Source organism: Bacillota bacterium (genome assembly GCA_029961055.1).
Lineage (GTDB): Bacteria > Bacillota > Sulfobacillia > JAIMAT01 > JAIMAT01 > JAIMAT01.
On record JASBVM010000009.1, the window covers coordinates 82,577 to 96,270 of the forward strand.

The 13,694-nt window shown below is 68.3% G+C and carries 23 protein-coding genes; all 23 read right to left on the reverse strand.

The genetic code is table 11. The features are described from left to right. Nucleotides 1–2 precede the first annotated feature (2 nt). The 23 genes from secY to fusA all read right to left on the reverse strand — a co-directional run bounded on the left by secY (nt 3) and on the right by fusA (nt 13,660). Nucleotides 3–1,253 (reverse strand): preprotein translocase subunit SecY, encoded by a 1,251-nt coding sequence (secY, locus tag QJR14_03500; protein MDI3316676.1) that lies wholly within the window; start codon nt 1,251–1,253, stop codon nt 3–5. Between the two features lie 6 nt (nt 1,254–1,259). Then, the gene (gene rplO / locus QJR14_03505) at nt 1,260–1,703 is read right to left on the reverse strand and encodes a 50S ribosomal protein L15 (protein MDI3316677.1); all 444 of its coding nucleotides are present in this window, start codon (nt 1,701–1,703) and stop codon (nt 1,260–1,262) included. Nucleotides 1,704–1,721: 18 nt separating this feature from the next. Next, nucleotides 1,722–2,225: a 30S ribosomal protein S5 gene (gene rpsE, locus QJR14_03510; protein MDI3316678.1), complete on the reverse strand. Its 504-nt coding sequence runs from the start codon at nt 2,223–2,225 to the stop codon at nt 1,722–1,724. Between the two features lie 23 nt (nt 2,226–2,248). Then, nucleotides 2,249–2,611 carry a 50S ribosomal protein L18 gene (gene rplR / locus QJR14_03515; protein ID MDI3316679.1) on the reverse strand — a complete coding sequence of 121 codons (363 nt, stop codon included), beginning with the start codon at nt 2,609–2,611 and terminating at the stop codon, nt 2,249–2,251. 23 nt (nt 2,612–2,634) lie between these two features. Beyond that, entirely contained in the window at nt 2,635–3,171 is a 537-nt protein-coding gene (rplF, locus tag QJR14_03520; GenBank protein ID MDI3316680.1) for a 50S ribosomal protein L6, read from the reverse strand. An 11-nt stretch (nt 3,172–3,182) separates the two neighbouring features. Beyond that, nucleotides 3,183–3,581 (reverse strand): 30S ribosomal protein S8, encoded by a 399-nt coding sequence (gene rpsH / locus QJR14_03525; GenBank protein ID MDI3316681.1) that lies wholly within the window; start codon nt 3,579–3,581, stop codon nt 3,183–3,185. 28 nt (nt 3,582–3,609) lie between these two features. Further along, nucleotides 3,610–3,795, reverse strand: coding sequence for a type Z 30S ribosomal protein S14 (locus QJR14_03530; GenBank protein MDI3316682.1), 186 nt, complete (start codon nt 3,793–3,795; stop codon nt 3,610–3,612). Nucleotides 3,796–3,813: 18 nt separating this feature from the next. Next, nucleotides 3,814–4,356 carry a 50S ribosomal protein L5 gene (gene rplE / locus QJR14_03535; protein MDI3316683.1) on the reverse strand — a complete coding sequence of 181 codons (543 nt, stop codon included), beginning with the start codon at nt 4,354–4,356 and terminating at the stop codon, nt 3,814–3,816. Nucleotides 4,357–4,385: 29 nt separating this feature from the next. Continuing rightward, nucleotides 4,386–4,736, reverse strand: coding sequence for a 50S ribosomal protein L24 (gene rplX / locus QJR14_03540; GenBank protein ID MDI3316684.1), 351 nt, complete (start codon nt 4,734–4,736; stop codon nt 4,386–4,388). Nucleotides 4,737–4,738: 2 nt separating this feature from the next. Continuing rightward, nucleotides 4,739–5,107, reverse strand: coding sequence for a 50S ribosomal protein L14 (gene rplN, locus QJR14_03545; GenBank protein MDI3316685.1), 369 nt, complete (start codon nt 5,105–5,107; stop codon nt 4,739–4,741). Then, complete coding sequence (rpsQ, locus tag QJR14_03550) at nt 5,104–5,382, reverse strand: 30S ribosomal protein S17 (GenBank protein ID MDI3316686.1); 279 nt, start codon at nt 5,380–5,382, stop codon at nt 5,104–5,106. Before rpsQ ends, rplN begins: the two co-directional genes overlap by 4 nt. 12 nt (nt 5,383–5,394) lie before the next feature. After that, nucleotides 5,395–5,601, reverse strand: coding sequence for a 50S ribosomal protein L29 (rpmC, locus tag QJR14_03555; protein ID MDI3316687.1), 207 nt, complete (start codon nt 5,599–5,601; stop codon nt 5,395–5,397). Next, complete coding sequence (rplP, locus tag QJR14_03560) at nt 5,591–6,025, reverse strand: 50S ribosomal protein L16 (protein ID MDI3316688.1); 435 nt, start codon at nt 6,023–6,025, stop codon at nt 5,591–5,593. The genes rpmC and rplP overlap by 11 nt, the downstream gene beginning before the upstream one ends. A gap of 3 nt (nt 6,026–6,028) precedes the next feature. After that, entirely contained in the window at nt 6,029–6,724 is a 696-nt protein-coding gene (gene rpsC / locus QJR14_03565) for a 30S ribosomal protein S3 (GenBank protein MDI3316689.1), read from the reverse strand. 4 nt (nt 6,725–6,728) lie between these two features. Further along, nucleotides 6,729–7,109 (reverse strand): 50S ribosomal protein L22, encoded by a 381-nt coding sequence (gene rplV / locus QJR14_03570; GenBank protein ID MDI3316690.1) that lies wholly within the window; start codon nt 7,107–7,109, stop codon nt 6,729–6,731. Between the two features lie 24 nt (nt 7,110–7,133). Beyond that, complete coding sequence (rpsS, locus tag QJR14_03575; protein MDI3316691.1) at nt 7,134–7,418, reverse strand: 30S ribosomal protein S19; 285 nt, start codon at nt 7,416–7,418, stop codon at nt 7,134–7,136. Between the two features lie 34 nt (nt 7,419–7,452). Continuing rightward, nucleotides 7,453–8,286 carry a 50S ribosomal protein L2 gene (gene rplB / locus QJR14_03580; GenBank protein MDI3316692.1) on the reverse strand — a complete coding sequence of 278 codons (834 nt, stop codon included), beginning with the start codon at nt 8,284–8,286 and terminating at the stop codon, nt 7,453–7,455. Nucleotides 8,287–8,322: 36 nt separating this feature from the next. Beyond that, complete coding sequence (rplW, locus tag QJR14_03585) at nt 8,323–8,619, reverse strand: 50S ribosomal protein L23 (protein MDI3316693.1); 297 nt, start codon at nt 8,617–8,619, stop codon at nt 8,323–8,325. Further along, on the reverse strand, nt 8,616–9,239 hold the full coding sequence (gene rplD / locus QJR14_03590; GenBank protein ID MDI3316694.1) for a 50S ribosomal protein L4: 624 nt from the start codon (nt 9,237–9,239) through the stop codon (nt 8,616–8,618). The genes rplW and rplD overlap by 4 nt, the downstream gene beginning before the upstream one ends. A gap of 64 nt (nt 9,240–9,303) precedes the next feature. Then, entirely contained in the window at nt 9,304–9,948 is a 645-nt protein-coding gene (gene rplC, locus QJR14_03595) for a 50S ribosomal protein L3 (protein ID MDI3316695.1), read from the reverse strand. A 38-nt stretch (nt 9,949–9,986) separates the two neighbouring features. Then, entirely contained in the window at nt 9,987–10,295 is a 309-nt protein-coding gene (gene rpsJ, locus QJR14_03600; GenBank protein MDI3316696.1) for a 30S ribosomal protein S10, read from the reverse strand. 10 nt (nt 10,296–10,305) lie between these two features. After that, nucleotides 10,306–11,508, reverse strand: coding sequence for an elongation factor Tu (tuf, locus tag QJR14_03605; GenBank protein ID MDI3316697.1), 1,203 nt, complete (start codon nt 11,506–11,508; stop codon nt 10,306–10,308). Nucleotides 11,509–11,575: 67 nt separating this feature from the next. Continuing rightward, nucleotides 11,576–13,660 carry an elongation factor G gene (gene fusA, locus QJR14_03610; GenBank protein ID MDI3316698.1) on the reverse strand — a complete coding sequence of 695 codons (2,085 nt, stop codon included), beginning with the start codon at nt 13,658–13,660 and terminating at the stop codon, nt 11,576–11,578. Between the last annotated feature and the right edge of the window lie 34 nt (nt 13,661–13,694).

Below are 13,694 nucleotides of genomic sequence, written 5' to 3' on the forward strand. Positions count from 1 at the left end.
CTCTAGCGCAGGAAGCCTTCGTAGTGGCGCATCAGCATCTGGGACTCGATCTGCTTCATCGTCTCCAGAGCGACGCCCACCACGATCAGCAGGGACGTCCCGCCGAAGTTCAGGTTGGGAATGCCCACGAGGCGACCGAAGAAGAACGGCAGCACCGCGATCAGCGCCAGGAAGACGGCGCCCGCAAAGGTGACCCTGTTGAGGATCCGCGTCAGGTACTCCGTCGTCGGACGGCCCGGGCGGATTCCCGGGATGAAACCGCCGTACTTCCGGATGTTGTCGGCGACGTCCACCGGATTGAAGACGATCACCGTGTAGAAGAAGGTGAAGCCCACGATCAGGAGCGCGTAGAGCACCGGATAGATCCAGCCGTTCAGCCAGTTGTTCACGCTGTTGAAGACCGGGAAGAAGGTGGCGAGGGTCGCGGGCAGCGAGAGGATCGAGGCCGCGAAGATCACCGGGATGACGCCGGCCTGGTTGACGCGGAGCGGTATGTGCGTCGCCTGGCCGCCGTACATCCGCCGGCCGACCACCCGCTTCGCATATTGCACCGGGATGCGCCGCGCCGCCTGCTGGACCACCACCACCAGCGCGATGATGCCCAGACCCAGGACCACCATCAGGATGATGTTGAAGACGTTGACAACTCCGCCCTGCACGTAGCGGACGACCGTGTTGAGGCCGCCGGGAAGCCTCGACAGGATCCCGGCGAAGATCAGGATCGAGATCCCGTTGCCGATCCCCTGGTCGGTGATCTGCTCGCCCAGCCACATGAGGAAGAGCGTGCCCGCCGTCAGCCCGATGACGGCCACCGCTGCGCTGGCCAGACCGGGATGGAGGAAGGCGCCCTCCCGGTTGAGCAGGACCGCCGTGCCCGTGGCCTGGATCAGGCCCAGGATGGCCGTCCCGTACCGGGTCCACTGCGCGATCTTCCGCTGCCCCTCGGCCCCTTCCTTCGACCACTCCTCCAGCCGCGGTATGACCAGTGTCAGCAGCTGCAGGATGATCGAGGCGTTGATGTACGGGATGATGGACATGGCGAAGACCGAGAGATTGCGCAGCGCTCCGCCCGAGACCACGTCCAGGAAGCCGAAGAGCGTCCCCGAGGAGAGGAGCTGCTCGATCTTGGTGGGATCGATGCCGGGAATCGGCACGTGCGCGCCGAGCCGGAAGACCACCAACATCCCCACCGTGAAGAGCATCCGCCGGCGCAGGTCCGCCATGCGGAACGACTGGCGCAGCGTCTGGACCAGGGACACTCAGATCACCTCAGCCTTGCCGCCGGCGGCCTCGATCTTGGCCCGCGCGGCCTGGCTGAAGGCGTGGGCGCGCACGGTGAGCTGCCGATCGACCTCACCGTTGCCGAGGATCTTGATACCGTCCATCATCTTCCGGACGAGGCGGCGCTCGAGCAGCAGCTCCGGCGTCACCTCGCTGCCGGGCTCAAACAGGTTGAGCTGCGCCACGTTGACGGTGGCGTACTCCTTGCGGAAGCGAGCGTTGTTGAAGCCGCGCCGCGGCAGCCGTCGCTGCAACGGCATCTGGCCACCCTCGAAGCCGGCACCCTTGGCGCCGCCCGAGCGGGCCTTCTGCCCCTTGGTACCCCGCGTCGCCGTCTTGCCGTGTCCCGAACCGACGCCGCGGCCCACGCGCTTGGGGTGCTTCCGCGGCTGGCCCGGCCGCAGCTCGTGGATACCCGCCATCCCGTTCACCTCCTCCGCTCAGCCCGCGCGCTCCAGTTTCCTGTCCCGCATGGCCGAGACCTCTCGCGGATCCTTCAGCTGGCGCAGGGCGTCCATGGTGGCCAGCACCACGTTGTTGGCGTTGGACGATCCCACCGACTTGGTGAGCACGTCGGTCACGCCGGCCAGCTCCATGATCGCCCGCGTCGCGCCGCCGGCGATGATCCCGGTCCCCCGGGCAGCCGGCCGGATCAGCACCCTGCCCGCCCCGAAGTGACCCACCGCCTCGTGGGTGATGGTGGTGCCGCGCAGGGGGACCCGGATCAGGTTCTTCTTCGCCGCCTGGATGCCCTTGCGGATGGCTTCGGGGATCTCCGCGGCCTTCCCCATCCCCGCTCCGACCTGGCCGTTCCGATCGCCGACGATCACCAGCGCCGTGAAGTGGAATCGCCGCCCGCCCTTGACCACCTTGGCCACGCGGTTGATGCGGACGACGCGCTCCTCCAGCTCGCCGCCTTCGGCCTTCGCCTCCGATCGCGCCATTCGCTCACCTCCCTTCCTGTCCGTCAAAACTCGAGGCCCTCCGCCCGAGCCCCGTCCGCCAGGGCCTTGATGCGGCCGTGATAGAGATAGCCGCCCCGGTCGAAGCTCACCTTCCGGACGCCCTTCGTCAGTGCGCGGCGGGCCACCAGCGCGCCGACCTGCCGCGCCGCCTCCACGCTGGCGCCGTTCTTCAACAGCGCGCGGAGCTCGGGGTCGATGCTGGAGGCGGCGGCCAGCGTGTGTCCCGCCTCGTCGTCGATCACCTGTGCGTAGATGTGCTTGGAGCTCCGGAAGACGCTGAGTCGCGGGCGCTCCGGCGTGCCGACCACCTTCTTGCGCACGCGCAGATGCCGGCGCCGGCGCGCCTCGCGCCGATCAAAGGCCATCACGATCCCTCCTGCCCCGCGCGTCACTTGCCGGTCTTGCCGGCCTTCCGGCGAATCCGCTCGCCGGAGTAGTGGATCCCCTTGCCCAGGTACGGTTCCGGCTTGCGCACCGCACGGATGTTGGCCGCCACCTGGCCGACCTTCTGCTTGTCGGCCCCTCGGACCACGATGGTGGTGGGGTTGGGCGTCTCGATGGTCACGCCCTCGGGCGGCTCGATGCCCACCGGATGCGAGTATCCCACGCTGAGCACGAGCCTGCCGCCCTGCATGGCCGCGCGGTAGCCGGTGCCGGTGATCTCCAGCGTCCGCTCGAATCCTTGCGAGACGCCCTGGACCATGTTGGCGATCAGCGTCCGCGTCAGGCCGTGGAGGGCCTTGCTGCGGCGCTCGTCGTCGGGGCGCTGGACCAGCACGCGGCCGTCGTCCACCACCGCGCTCAGCGGCTCCGGGACCATGTGTTCCAGCCGACCCTTGGGCCCGCTCACGACCACCTTCCGCCCCTCGACCACCACCTCGACGCCGGCGGGGACCGGGATGGCCTGCTTACCTACTCGCGACACCCTGATCCCTCCTACCAGACGTAGCAGAGCACCTCGCCGCCCACGCCCAGGCGACGGGCCTCCCGGTCCGTCATGATCCCCTGCGACGTGGAGACGATGGCGATACCAAGCCCGCCCAGGACCCTGGGCAGCTGGTCGTGGCTGGCATAGACGCGCAGCCCCGGCTTCGAGATCCGCCGCAGCCCCGTGATCACCCGGCGCCGCCCCGGTCCGTAGCGAAGATGGATCCGGATCGTCTTTTTGGTTCCATCCTCGATCCACTGGTAATCCTGGATAAACCCGTCACGCTTCAGGATCTCCGCGATCGCCCGCTTCGTCTTGGAACCCGGGATGTCCACCCGGTCCCGATAGACGGTGTTGGCGTTCCGGATCCGCGTGAGCATGTCCGCGATGGGATCCGTCATGCTCAACGGATAGCTCCCTCCTCTCCCGCCTGCTTCACCAGCTCGCCTTGCGAATCCCGGGGATCTCACCGCGGTGGGCGAGCTCTCGGAAGCAGAGCCGGCAGAGACCGAACTTGCCGATGTACCCGCGCGGACGCCCGCACCGGACGCACCGGTTCCGCGCCCGAACCTTGAACTTCGGCTTCCGCCGTGCCTTCTCGATCATGGCCTTACGGGCCATCTGCTCACCTCCCGACTGCTACGCGGCGCGGAACGGAACCCCCAGCTCCTCGAGGAGCGCCTTGGCCTCCTCGTCGGTCCTGGCGGTGGTGACCAGGGTGATGTCCATGCCGCGCACCTGATCTACCTTGTCGTACTCGATCTCCGGAAAGACCAGCTGCTCGCGCAGGCCGAGCGAAAAGTTGCCCCGCCCGTCGAACGAGTCGGGGGAGACGCCGTGGAAGTCTCGCACCCGCGGCAGGGCGACGCTGACCAACTTCTCCAGGAAGTCGTACATCCGCTCGCCGCGGAGCGTCACCTTGGCGCCGATGCTCATCCCGGTCCGCACCTTGAACGCGGCCACCGACTTGCGGGCCTTGGTCACCAGCGGCTTCTGCCCCGTGATGGCGGCCAGGTCCCGGACAGCCCCGTCGAGCAGCTTCGGGTCGCGGGTGGCCGCGCCCACACCCATGTTGATCACGATCTTTTCCAGCCTCGGTACCTCCATGACGTTCCGGTAGCCGAACCGTCGCTGGAGAGCGGGTCGGATCTCTTCGAGGTACCGCTCCCGGAGCGCGTTCACAGCCTGTACGTCACCTCCCCGGGCCCCGCTCAACGGTCGATGACCTCGCCGCAGCGCTTGCAGGTCCGGACCTTGCGCCCGTCGTCCAGGACGCGGTGGGCGACGCGCGTCGGCCGGTCGCAATGGGGGCAGACCAGCATCACATTGGAGGCATCGATGGGGTTTTCTTGCTCCACGATGCCGCCCTGCATCACCTGGGGCGTCGGCTTCCGATGTTTCTTGGCGACGTTGACGCCCTCCACCACCACCCGGCGAAGCCGGGGCAGGGTACGCAGGATCTTGCCGCGCTTCCCCGCGTCCTTCCCGGAGAGCACCTGGACGAGGTCGCCCTTCCTGACGGACAGCCTGGCGTTGGCCGCTTCCACCTTGGCGCCCTGCATCGTCACAAGACCTCCGGGGCGAGACTGATGATGCGCATGAACTCTTTCTCGCGGAGCTCCCGGGCCACCGGCCCGAAGATGCGCGTTCCGCGAGGTTCCTTCGTGTCACGCAGAATGACGGCCGCGTTGTCGTCGAACCGGATGTACGAGCCGTCCTCCCGTCGCACGGGCCGCCGCGTCCGCACCACCACGGCATGGACCACCTCGCCCTTCTTCACCATGCCGTTGGGGGCGGCGGCCTTGACGCTGCAGACCACCGTGTCGCCCACCCGGGCGTAGCGCCGGTTGGGCCCGCCCAGCACGCGGATGACCAGCAGCTCCTTGGCGCCGGTGTTGTCGGCCGCCCGGAGGCGGGTCAGGGTCCGGATCACGAGAGCGCCTCCCCCTTCCGGTCGAGGATCTCGACCACCCGCCAGCGCTTCTCCTTGGAGAGCGGCCGGGTCTCCATCAGCCGCACCAGGTCACCCTCGCGGCAGCGGTTCTCCTCGTCATGCGCCTTGAAGCGCTGGGTGCGGCGGACGATCTTGCCGTAGAGCGGGTCGGCGAACATCCGCTCCACGGCCACGACCACGGTCTTCTCCATCTTGTCGCTGACGACGCGGCCGACCATGGTCTTCCGCCGTCTCCGTTCCCTCGTCTGTTCCATGCCTCGAACCTCCTAGGCTCCGCGCTGGCGGGCCAGCTCGCGCTGGCGCAAGATCGTCTGGACGCGGGCGATGTCGCGCCGGACCTGGCGGAGCCGCATCGGGTTCTCCAGCTGGCCTGTGGCATGCTGAAAACGCAGGTTGAAGAGCTCGGACTTGAGGTCGCGGATCTGCTTCTCCAGCTCCGCGTCGCTCAGTTCCGTCAACTCCTTAGCCTTCACCCGCTTCACCTCCGCCCTCGCCGCGCCTCACGAAGCGGGTCTTGATGGGCAGCTTGTGGGAGGCGAGCCGGAACGCCTCCTGGGCCACGGGCTCGGGCACGCCGGCCAGCTCGAAGAGCACGCGCCCCGGGTGCACCACCGCCACCCAGTACTCCGGGTTCCCTTTGCCGCTCCCCATGCGGGTCTCAGCCGGCTTCTTGGTGTACGGCTTGTCGGGGAAGATCTTGATCCAGACGCGCCCGCCGCGCCGGATGTAGCGCGTGATGGCCACGCGGGCCGCCTCGATCTGGCGGTCGGAGATCCAGGCCGGTTCCAGAGCCTGGAGCCCGTACTCGCCGTACTGCACCTCGGAGCCCCGGTAGGCGAAGCCCTTCATCCGGCCGCGGTGCTGCTTCCGGTGCTTGACCTTCTTCGGCATCAACATCGCTTACCGGCCCCCCACCGCGGCCTTCTCGGCCCTCTCGCCCGCGCCCGTGCGGGTGCCCCTGGCGGGTCGGAGCGGCGCGGCCGTCCCCCGGTTGATCCAGACCTTGACGCCGATCTGCCCGTAAGTGGTGAACGCCTCGGCGAAGCCGTAGTCGACATCCACGCGCAGCGTGTGAAGCGGCACCGACCCCTCCGCGGTCCACTCGGTGCGCGACATCTCGGCACCACCCAGGCGGCCGGAGACCATCACCTTGACGCCCCTGGCGCCGGCGCGCATCGCCCGTTGGGCGGCCTGCTTGATGGCGCGCCGGAAGGAGATGCGTCGTTCCAGCTGCGCTGCCACGCTCTCGGCCAGGAGCTGCGCCTCGAGCTCGGGGTTCTTGACCTCGGCGATGTTGATGGAGACCTGCTTCCTGGTCAACTGCTCCAACTCGCCGCGCAGCTGCTCGATGCCCGAACCGCCCCGTCCGATCACCATGCCCGGCTTCGCCGCGTGGATGACGATCTTGATACGGCTGGCCGCCCGCTCGATCTCCACCCGGGAGATGCCGGCGTCGTACAGCTTCTTCTTGATGTAGCGCCGGATCTCCATGTCCTCTTGGAGCAGGCCGGCGAAATCCTGCCTCGCGTACCACCGCGAGTCCCAGTCGCGGATGATCCCGATGCGAAGCCCTTTCGGGTGAACCTTCTGGCCCATCCGGCTACCCCTCCCCTCTCTCGCGCAGGACCACCGTGATGTGACTGGTCCGCTTCAGGATGGGGAAGGCCTGGCCGCGGGCCCGGGGATGGATCCGCTTCATCACCGGTCCCCCGTCGACATAGGCCCGGTGGATGTAGAGGCGGTCCTCGTCCATGTTGTAGTTGTGGGTGGCGTTGGCCGCCGCCGACCGGATCACCTTCTCCACGATCTTCGAGGCCCGCTTGGGCACGAAGCGCAGGAGCGTCCGTGCCTCCTGCACCGACTTGCCCCGGACCAGGTCGATCACAATACGCGCTTTGCGCGGCGCGATCCGGACGTAGCGCGCGACCGCCTGCGCCTCACGCACCGGCTGCTCCACCGACTGCTCGCCGGCCGATGCCATACCGTCCCCTCCTTGCGCCGCCTCTCACTTGAGTGCGGTCGACCGCTCCGTCGGGTGGCCGTGCCCGCGGTAGGTCCGGGTCGGCGCGAACTCGCCCAGGCGGTGACCCACCATCTCTTCGGTGATGTAGACGGGGACGTGCTTCCTCCCGTCGTGCACCGCGATGGTCAGGCCGACCATCTCCGGAACGATCGTCGAGGCCCGCGACCAGGTGCGGAGCACCCGCCGTTCGCCGGAGCGGCGCAGATTCTCCACCTTTTCCATCAGCTTCGGGTCCACGTAGGGGCCCTTCTTCAGCGAACGACCCAAAGGTCAGCCCACCTCTCAGCGGACGCAGGCCGCCTCACGGTTTCCTGCGCCGGACGATCAGCTTGTCGGACTTCTTGCCCTTCTTCCTGGTCTTGTGACCCAGGGCCGGCTTCCCCCATGGGGTGACCGGGTGCTTGCGCCCGATCGGCGCCTTCCCCTCGCCCCCGCCGTGCGGGTGATCGACCGGGTTCATCACCGAGCCGCGCACCTCCGGCCGCAGACCGAGCCAGCGAGCCCGCCCGGCCTTGCCCACGCGGACGTTCTCATGGTCGAGATTGCCCACCTGGCCCACCGTGGCGCGGCACTCCTGGAGCACCATGCGCATCTCGCCGGAAGGAAGGCGGAGGGTCGCATACTTCCCCTCCTTGGCCACCACCTGCGCGACCGCGCCCGCCGCGCGGACCATCTGCCCGCCCCGCCCCGGATAGAGCTCGACGTTGTGGACCAGCGTGCCGGTGGGGATGCGGCGCAGCGGGAGCGTGTTGCCGACGCGGATGTCGGCATCCTCGCCCGAGACGACCGTGTCACCCACCTCGAGCCCGTCCGGGGCCAGGATGTACGCCTTCTGGCCGTCGGCATAGTGAAGCCGCGCCACGTGCGCCGTCCGGTTGGGATCGTACTCGATGGCCGCCACCTTGGCCGGCACGCCGTCCTTCTGGCGGCGGAAGTCGACCAGGCGGTAGCGCCGCTTGTGGCCGCCTCCGCGGTGGCGGACGGTGATGCGGCCCTGGCGGTTCCGGCCCGCCCGCTTCTTCAACCCCCGCACCAGCGACTTCTCGGGTTCGTCGGTGGTGAGGACCGACTTGAAGTCCAGCACCGACATGTTCCGCCGCCCCGGCGAGGTGGGCTTCAGCTTCTTGACACCCATCCCTCTATCTCCTCCCGACCAAGCTGCCTTCCGGGCTCAGCGGAGTCCCTCGAAGAAGTCGATCTTCTGGCCGGGTTTGAGCGTGACGACCGCCTTCTTCCGCTCGGGCGTCCAACCCTCGCTGGTCCGCTGCCGCCGCCGCTTCCCCGGCAGGATGAGGGTGTTCACCCGGGCCACCTGGACGTGGAAGACCTCCTCCACCGCCCGCCTCACCTGGCTCCGCGTCGCCTTCCGGTCGACCAGGAAGACGTATCTTCCCTGGTCGATGCCCTTCATGCTCTCCTCGGTGACCACCGGGCGCAGGATGATGTCGTGCGCCGCTCCGGCCCTCATCCGGCCAGCACCTCCCCCGCCCGCTGCACGGCGGCCTCCTCGAAGAGGAGCTCCTTGTGGGCCAGGACGTCGTACGTGTTCAGGTCCTGCACCGGCGCGGTCTCCACCTTCGGCAGGTTGCGCGCCGAGAGGTAGACGTTCCGCTTCAACTCCGAGGTGACCACCAGGGCGTTCTCCACGCCGATGGCCTCCAGCAGCTTCCGCATCGCGGCCGTCCGCGGCTCCGCGAAGTCCAGCCCCCGCACCACCTTGAACTGGCCGTCCCGCACCTTCGCGGAGAGCGCCGAACGGAGTGCCGCGCGGCGGGCCTTGCGGGGAATGGCGTAGCGATAGGAGCGGGGTTGGGGCCCGAAGACGGTCCCCCCGCCCTTCCAGTGCGGCGCCCGGATGCTTCCCTGCCGGGCACGGCCCGTGTGCTTCTGCCGCCAGGGCTTCCGCCCGCCGCCGGAGACCGCCCCCCGGGTGCGGGTGGCCACCGTCCCCTGGCGGCGGTTGGCCAGGTACATGACCACCGCCTCGTGCATCAGCCGCTCGTTGGGCTCAACCCCGAAGACGGTCTCGGGCAGCTCCACTTCGCCCACCTGCTGGCCCTGCATATCGTAAACAGGCACCTTCGGCACTCCTCATCCCCCCTTTCCACCCGCGTCGCCGGCAGGTGGCCCCCACCGGGGCCGCCCCCTCCGATCAGGCGCGGGCCGGGATCATCTTCCGGGTCGAGCGGATCAGCAGCAGAGCGCCCTTGGCGCCCGGCACGCTGCCTTTGATCAGCAGCAGGTTCCGGTCCGGATCGACCCGTGCCACCTCCAGGTTCTGCACGGTGGTCCGCTTGGCACCCATGTGGCCAGGCATGCCACGTCCCTTCAACACCCGGGCCGGATAGGTGGATGCACCCAGCGAGCCGACCCGGCGATGGTACTTGGAACCGTGCGACATCGGCCCACGCCGGAAGCCGTGGCGCTTGATCACGCCCTGGAATCCCTTGCCCTTGCTGATCCCGGTGACGTCGACACGGTCTCCCCGCTGAAAGACGTCCACCGTCACCTGCTGGCCGCTGCTGTAGGAGCCCGGTTCGCTCAGGCGGATCTCCCGCAGCCAGCGGCGCGGCTCCACGCCGTGGTGGGCGAAGTGGCCCGCCATCGGCTTGTTGACGCGCTTGGAGCGGATCGAGCCGAAGCCGAGCTGGATGGCGGCGTACCCGTCGCGCTCGGGGGTCTTGACCTGCACCACCTCGCACGGACCCGCCTCGACGGCGGTCACCGGGATCAGCCGGCCCTCCTCGTCGAAGAGCTGCGTGATGCCCAGCTTCCTGCCCAGTATCGCCTTGGCCAACCTGTTCACCTCCGTCCGGCTCGGCCGGCCAAGGCCGGCTACAGCTTGATCTCGATGTCCACGCCCGCGGGCAGGTCCAGCCGCATCAGGGCGTCGACGGTGCGCGGCGTGGGGTCCAGGATGTCGATCAGACGCTTGTGCGTCCGCATCTCGAACTGCTCCCGGATGTCCTTCTCACCGTTGGGCGCCACCAGCACGGTGTAGACCGATCGCTCCGTAGGAAGCGGGACGGGGCCCGCCACCTCGGCACCGGTCCGCCTGGCCGTCTCCACGATCTGCCCCGCCGACTGGTCCAGGACCGCGTGGTCGAAGCCGCGCAACCGGATCCGGATCTTCTGGCGAGCCATCGCACTCCTCCTACTCCTCGATCTTGGTGACCACGCCGGCGCCCACCGTGTGCCCGCCCTCGCGGATGGCGAAGCGGAGCCCCTCCTCGATGGCGATCGGCTCGATCAACTCGACCGACATGGTGATGTTGTCGCCCGGCATGACCATCTCGGTCCCCTCCGGGAGGGTGATGGTGCCGGTCACGTCCGTGGTCCGGAAGTAGAACTGCGGCCGGTACCCGTTGAAGAACGGGGTGTGCCGCCCACCCTCCTCCTTGGTCAGGACGTAGACCTGCGCCGCGAACTTCCGGTGCGGGTGGATGCTACCCGGCTTGGCCAGAACCTGTCCGCGCTGCACGTCCTTCTTGTCGACGCCGCGGAGCAGGGTACCGATGTTGTCGCCGGCCTGCGCCTGATCGAGCACCTTGCGGAACATCTCGACGCCGGTGACCACGGTCCTGCGCGGCTTGTCGGCCAGGCCGACGATCTCGATCTCGTCGCCCACCTTGACCGTGCCGCGCTCGACGCGCCCGGTGGTGACGGTGCCGCGGCCGGTGATGGTGAAGACGTCCTCGATCGGCATCAGGAAGGGCTTGTCGATGTCGCGCCCGGGCGTGGGGACATAGTCGTCCACCGCGTCGAGCAGCTCCCAGATCTTCCCGCACCACTGGCAGTCGCGCTGGCCGCAGCCGCACTCCAGCGCCTTGAGGGCCGAGCCGGTGATGATGGGCACCTCGTCGCCCGGGTACTCGTACTTGGAGAGCAGCTCCCGAACCTCCAGCTCCACCAGCTCCAGGAGCTCGGGATCATCCACCATGTCCGCCTTGTTGAGGAAGACGACCATGGCCGGCACGCCCACCTGCCGCGCCAGCAGGATGTGCTCGCGGGTCTGCGGCATGGGGCCGTCGGCGGCGCTGACCACCAGGATCGAGCCGTCCATCTGCGCCGCGCCGGTGATCATGTTCTTGATGTAGTCGGCGTGACCCGGGCAGTCGACGTGCGCGTAGTGGCGCTTCTCCGTCTCGTACTCGACGTGCATCGTGTTGATGGTGATGCCGCGAGCCCGCTCCTCCGGCGCCTTGTCGATCTGGTCGTAGGGCACGTACTGCGCCCAGCCCTTCTTCGAGAGCACGAGCGTGATCGCGGCGGTCAGCGTCGTCTTGCCGTGGTCGACGTGTCCGATGGTACCGATGTTCACATGCGGCTTGGTGCGCTCAAACTTTGGCTTGGCCATCGCTCAATGGACCCTCCTTGCACAAGTCCTTCCGACCCTCTGCCGGGTGGGTCGGAGCGTTCCGCCCTTACGCCTTCTGCGCCTGGGCACGGTGGTGGATCACTTCGTCCGCGATGTGTCGCGGGACTTCCTCGTAATGGTCGAACTGCATCGTGTACGTACCGCGGCCCTGCGTCTTGGAACGCAGGTCCGTCGCGTAACCGAACATCTCCGCCAGCGGGACGAAGGCGCGGATCACCTGGGCGTTGCCGCGCGGCTCCATGCCTTCGATCCGCCCCCTGCGCGCGTTGATGTCGCCGATCACGTCGCCCATGTACTCCTCGGGCACCACCACCTCGACCTTCATCACCGGCTCCAGGAGAACGGGCTCCGCCTGCTGGGCCGCGTTCCGGAAGGCCATGGAACCGGCGATCTTGAAGGCCATCTCCGACGAGTCCACCTCGTGGTAGGAGCCGTCGAAGAGCGTCGCCCGGAGGTCCACCACGGGGTAGCCCGCCACCACGCCGTTCTGCATCGCCTCGCGGACGCCGGCCTCCACCGCCGGGATGAACTCCTTGGGCACCACGCCGCCGACGATCTTGTCGACGAACTCGAAGCCCTTGCCCGGCTCCAGCGGCTCGATCTGCAGCCAGACGTCGCCGTACTGGCCGTGGCCGCCGGTCTGGCGGACGAACCGCCCCTGGGCCTGTGCCGGACGCCGGATCGTCTCGCGGTAGGCCACCTGCGGTCGGCCGACGTTGGCCTGGACGTGGAACTCCCGCTTCAGCCGGTCGACGATGATCTCCAGGTGGAGCTCGCCCATGCCGGAGATGATGGTCTGGCCGCTCTCCGGGTCGGTGGAGACCCGGAAGGTGGGATCCTCGTCGGCCAGCCGGCGCAGCGCGTCGCCCATCCGGTCCTGGTCGGCCTGCGTCTTCGGCTCGATGGCCACCGAGATGACCGGCTCGGGGAAGTCCATGGCCTCCAACCGGATCGGCGCCTCTTCGGGGCAGAGCGTGTCGCCGGTCTTGGTGTCCTTCAGGCCGACCGCAGCCACGATCTCGCCCGCGCCCGCCTGGTCCATCTCCTCGCGGTGGTTGGCGTGCATCCGCAAAAGGCGGCCGATCCGCTCCTTCTTGCCCGTGTTGGCGTTGAGCACGTAGGAGCCGGCTGTCAAGCGCCCGGCGTAGATCCGCAGGAAGCAGAGCTTCCCCACGAAGGGGTCGGCGGCAATCTTGAAGGCCAGCGCGGTCAGAGGCTCCTCGTCCGAGGCGCGGCGCACCACCTCGTCCCCCGTCCGCGGATCGACGCCCCGAACCGGCGGCAGGTCGAGCGGGGAGGGAAGGTAGTCGAGGACCGCGTCCAGCAGCGTCTGGACACCCTTGTTCCGGTAGGCGGCCCCGCACAGGACCGGCACCGCACGCAGCTCCAGCGTCCCCCTGCGCAGGGCGGCGCGGATCTCCTCCTCTCCCATCGGCTGGCCGTCCAGGTACTTCATCATCAGGTCGTCGTCGAGCTCGGCCACCGACTCGAGGAGTTTCTCGCGCCACTCGTCGGCCTGCGCCTTCCACTCGGCGGGGATCTCCCGCTCCTCCATGCGCGTGCCCAGCTCGTCAACCCAGTAGATCGCCTTCTCGCGGACCAGGTCGACGACGCCGGCGAAGCCCTCCTCCGCGCCGATGGGGATCTGGACCGGTACGGGGTTGGCTCCCAGCCGTTCACGGATGGAGCGGACCGAGGCGAAGAAGTCCGCGCCGACGGAATCCATCTTGTTGATGAAGGCGATCCGTGGCACTCCATAGCGGTCCGCCTGCCGCCAGACGGTCTCCGACTGCGGCTCGACACCGTTCTTGGCATCGAAGATGGCGATGACGCCGTCCAACACCCGCAGCGCGCGCTCCACCTCCACCGTGAAGTCCACGTGCCCGGGCGTATCGATGATGTCGATGCGGTGGTCCTTCCAGAAACAGGTCGTGGCCGCGGAGGTAATGGTGATGCCCCGTTCCTGTTCCTGCGGCATCCAGTCCATGGTGGCCGAGCCCTCGTGGACCTCGCCCATCTTGTGCACGCGCCCCGTGTAGAACAGGATGCGCTCCGTCGTGGTCGTCTTCCCGGCGTCGATGTGCGCGGAGATACCGATGTTCCGCACGCGTTCGAGAGGGATGCCAGGCATCACGTTCCCTCCTTTCTTCCCGAAATCAAGCCGA

What these genes read in the sequence shown, in the direction of transcription:
- rplO (MDI3316677.1), bottom strand. Translation starts at nt 1,703, where the DNA reads ATGGCGGGTATCCACGAGCTGCGGCCGGGCCAGCCGCGGAAGCACCCC.
- rplV (MDI3316690.1), bottom strand. Translation starts at nt 7,109, where the DNA reads ATGGCATCGGCCGGCGAGCAGTCGGTGGAGCAGCCGGTGCGTGAGGCG.
- QJR14_03530 (MDI3316682.1), bottom strand. Translation starts at nt 3,795, where the DNA reads ATGGCCCGTAAGGCCATGATCGAGAAGGCACGGCGGAAGCCGAAGTTC.
- rplX (MDI3316684.1), bottom strand. Translation starts at nt 4,736, where the DNA reads ATGCAGGGCGCCAAGGTGGAAGCGGCCAACGCCAGGCTGTCCGTCAGG.
- rpsJ (MDI3316696.1), bottom strand. Translation starts at nt 10,295, where the DNA reads ATGGCTCGCCAGAAGATCCGGATCCGGTTGCGCGGCTTCGACCACGCG.
- rplR (MDI3316679.1), bottom strand. Translation starts at nt 2,611, where the DNA reads ATGGCCTTTGATCGGCGCGAGGCGCGCCGGCGCCGGCATCTGCGCGTG.
- rplW (MDI3316693.1), bottom strand. Translation starts at nt 8,619, where the DNA reads ATGAGGGCCGGAGCGGCGCACGACATCATCCTGCGCCCGGTGGTCACC.
- rplP (MDI3316688.1), bottom strand. Translation starts at nt 6,025, where the DNA reads ATGTTGATGCCGAAGAAGGTCAAGCACCGGAAGCAGCACCGCGGCCGG.
- tuf (MDI3316697.1), bottom strand. Translation starts at nt 11,508, where the DNA reads ATGGCCAAGCCAAAGTTTGAGCGCACCAAGCCGCATGTGAACATCGGT.
- rplB (MDI3316692.1), bottom strand. Translation starts at nt 8,286, where the DNA reads ATGGGTGTCAAGAAGCTGAAGCCCACCTCGCCGGGGCGGCGGAACATG.
- rpsC (MDI3316689.1), bottom strand. Translation starts at nt 6,724, where the DNA reads ATGGGCCAGAAGGTTCACCCGAAAGGGCTTCGCATCGGGATCATCCGC.
- fusA (MDI3316698.1), bottom strand. Translation starts at nt 13,660, where the DNA reads ATGCCTGGCATCCCTCTCGAACGCGTGCGGAACATCGGTATCTCCGCG.
- rpsQ (MDI3316686.1), bottom strand. Translation starts at nt 5,382, where the DNA reads ATGGAACAGACGAGGGAACGGAGACGGCGGAAGACCATGGTCGGCCGC.
- rpsE (MDI3316678.1), bottom strand. Translation starts at nt 2,225, where the DNA reads ATGGCGCGATCGGAGGCGAAGGCCGAAGGCGGCGAGCTGGAGGAGCGC.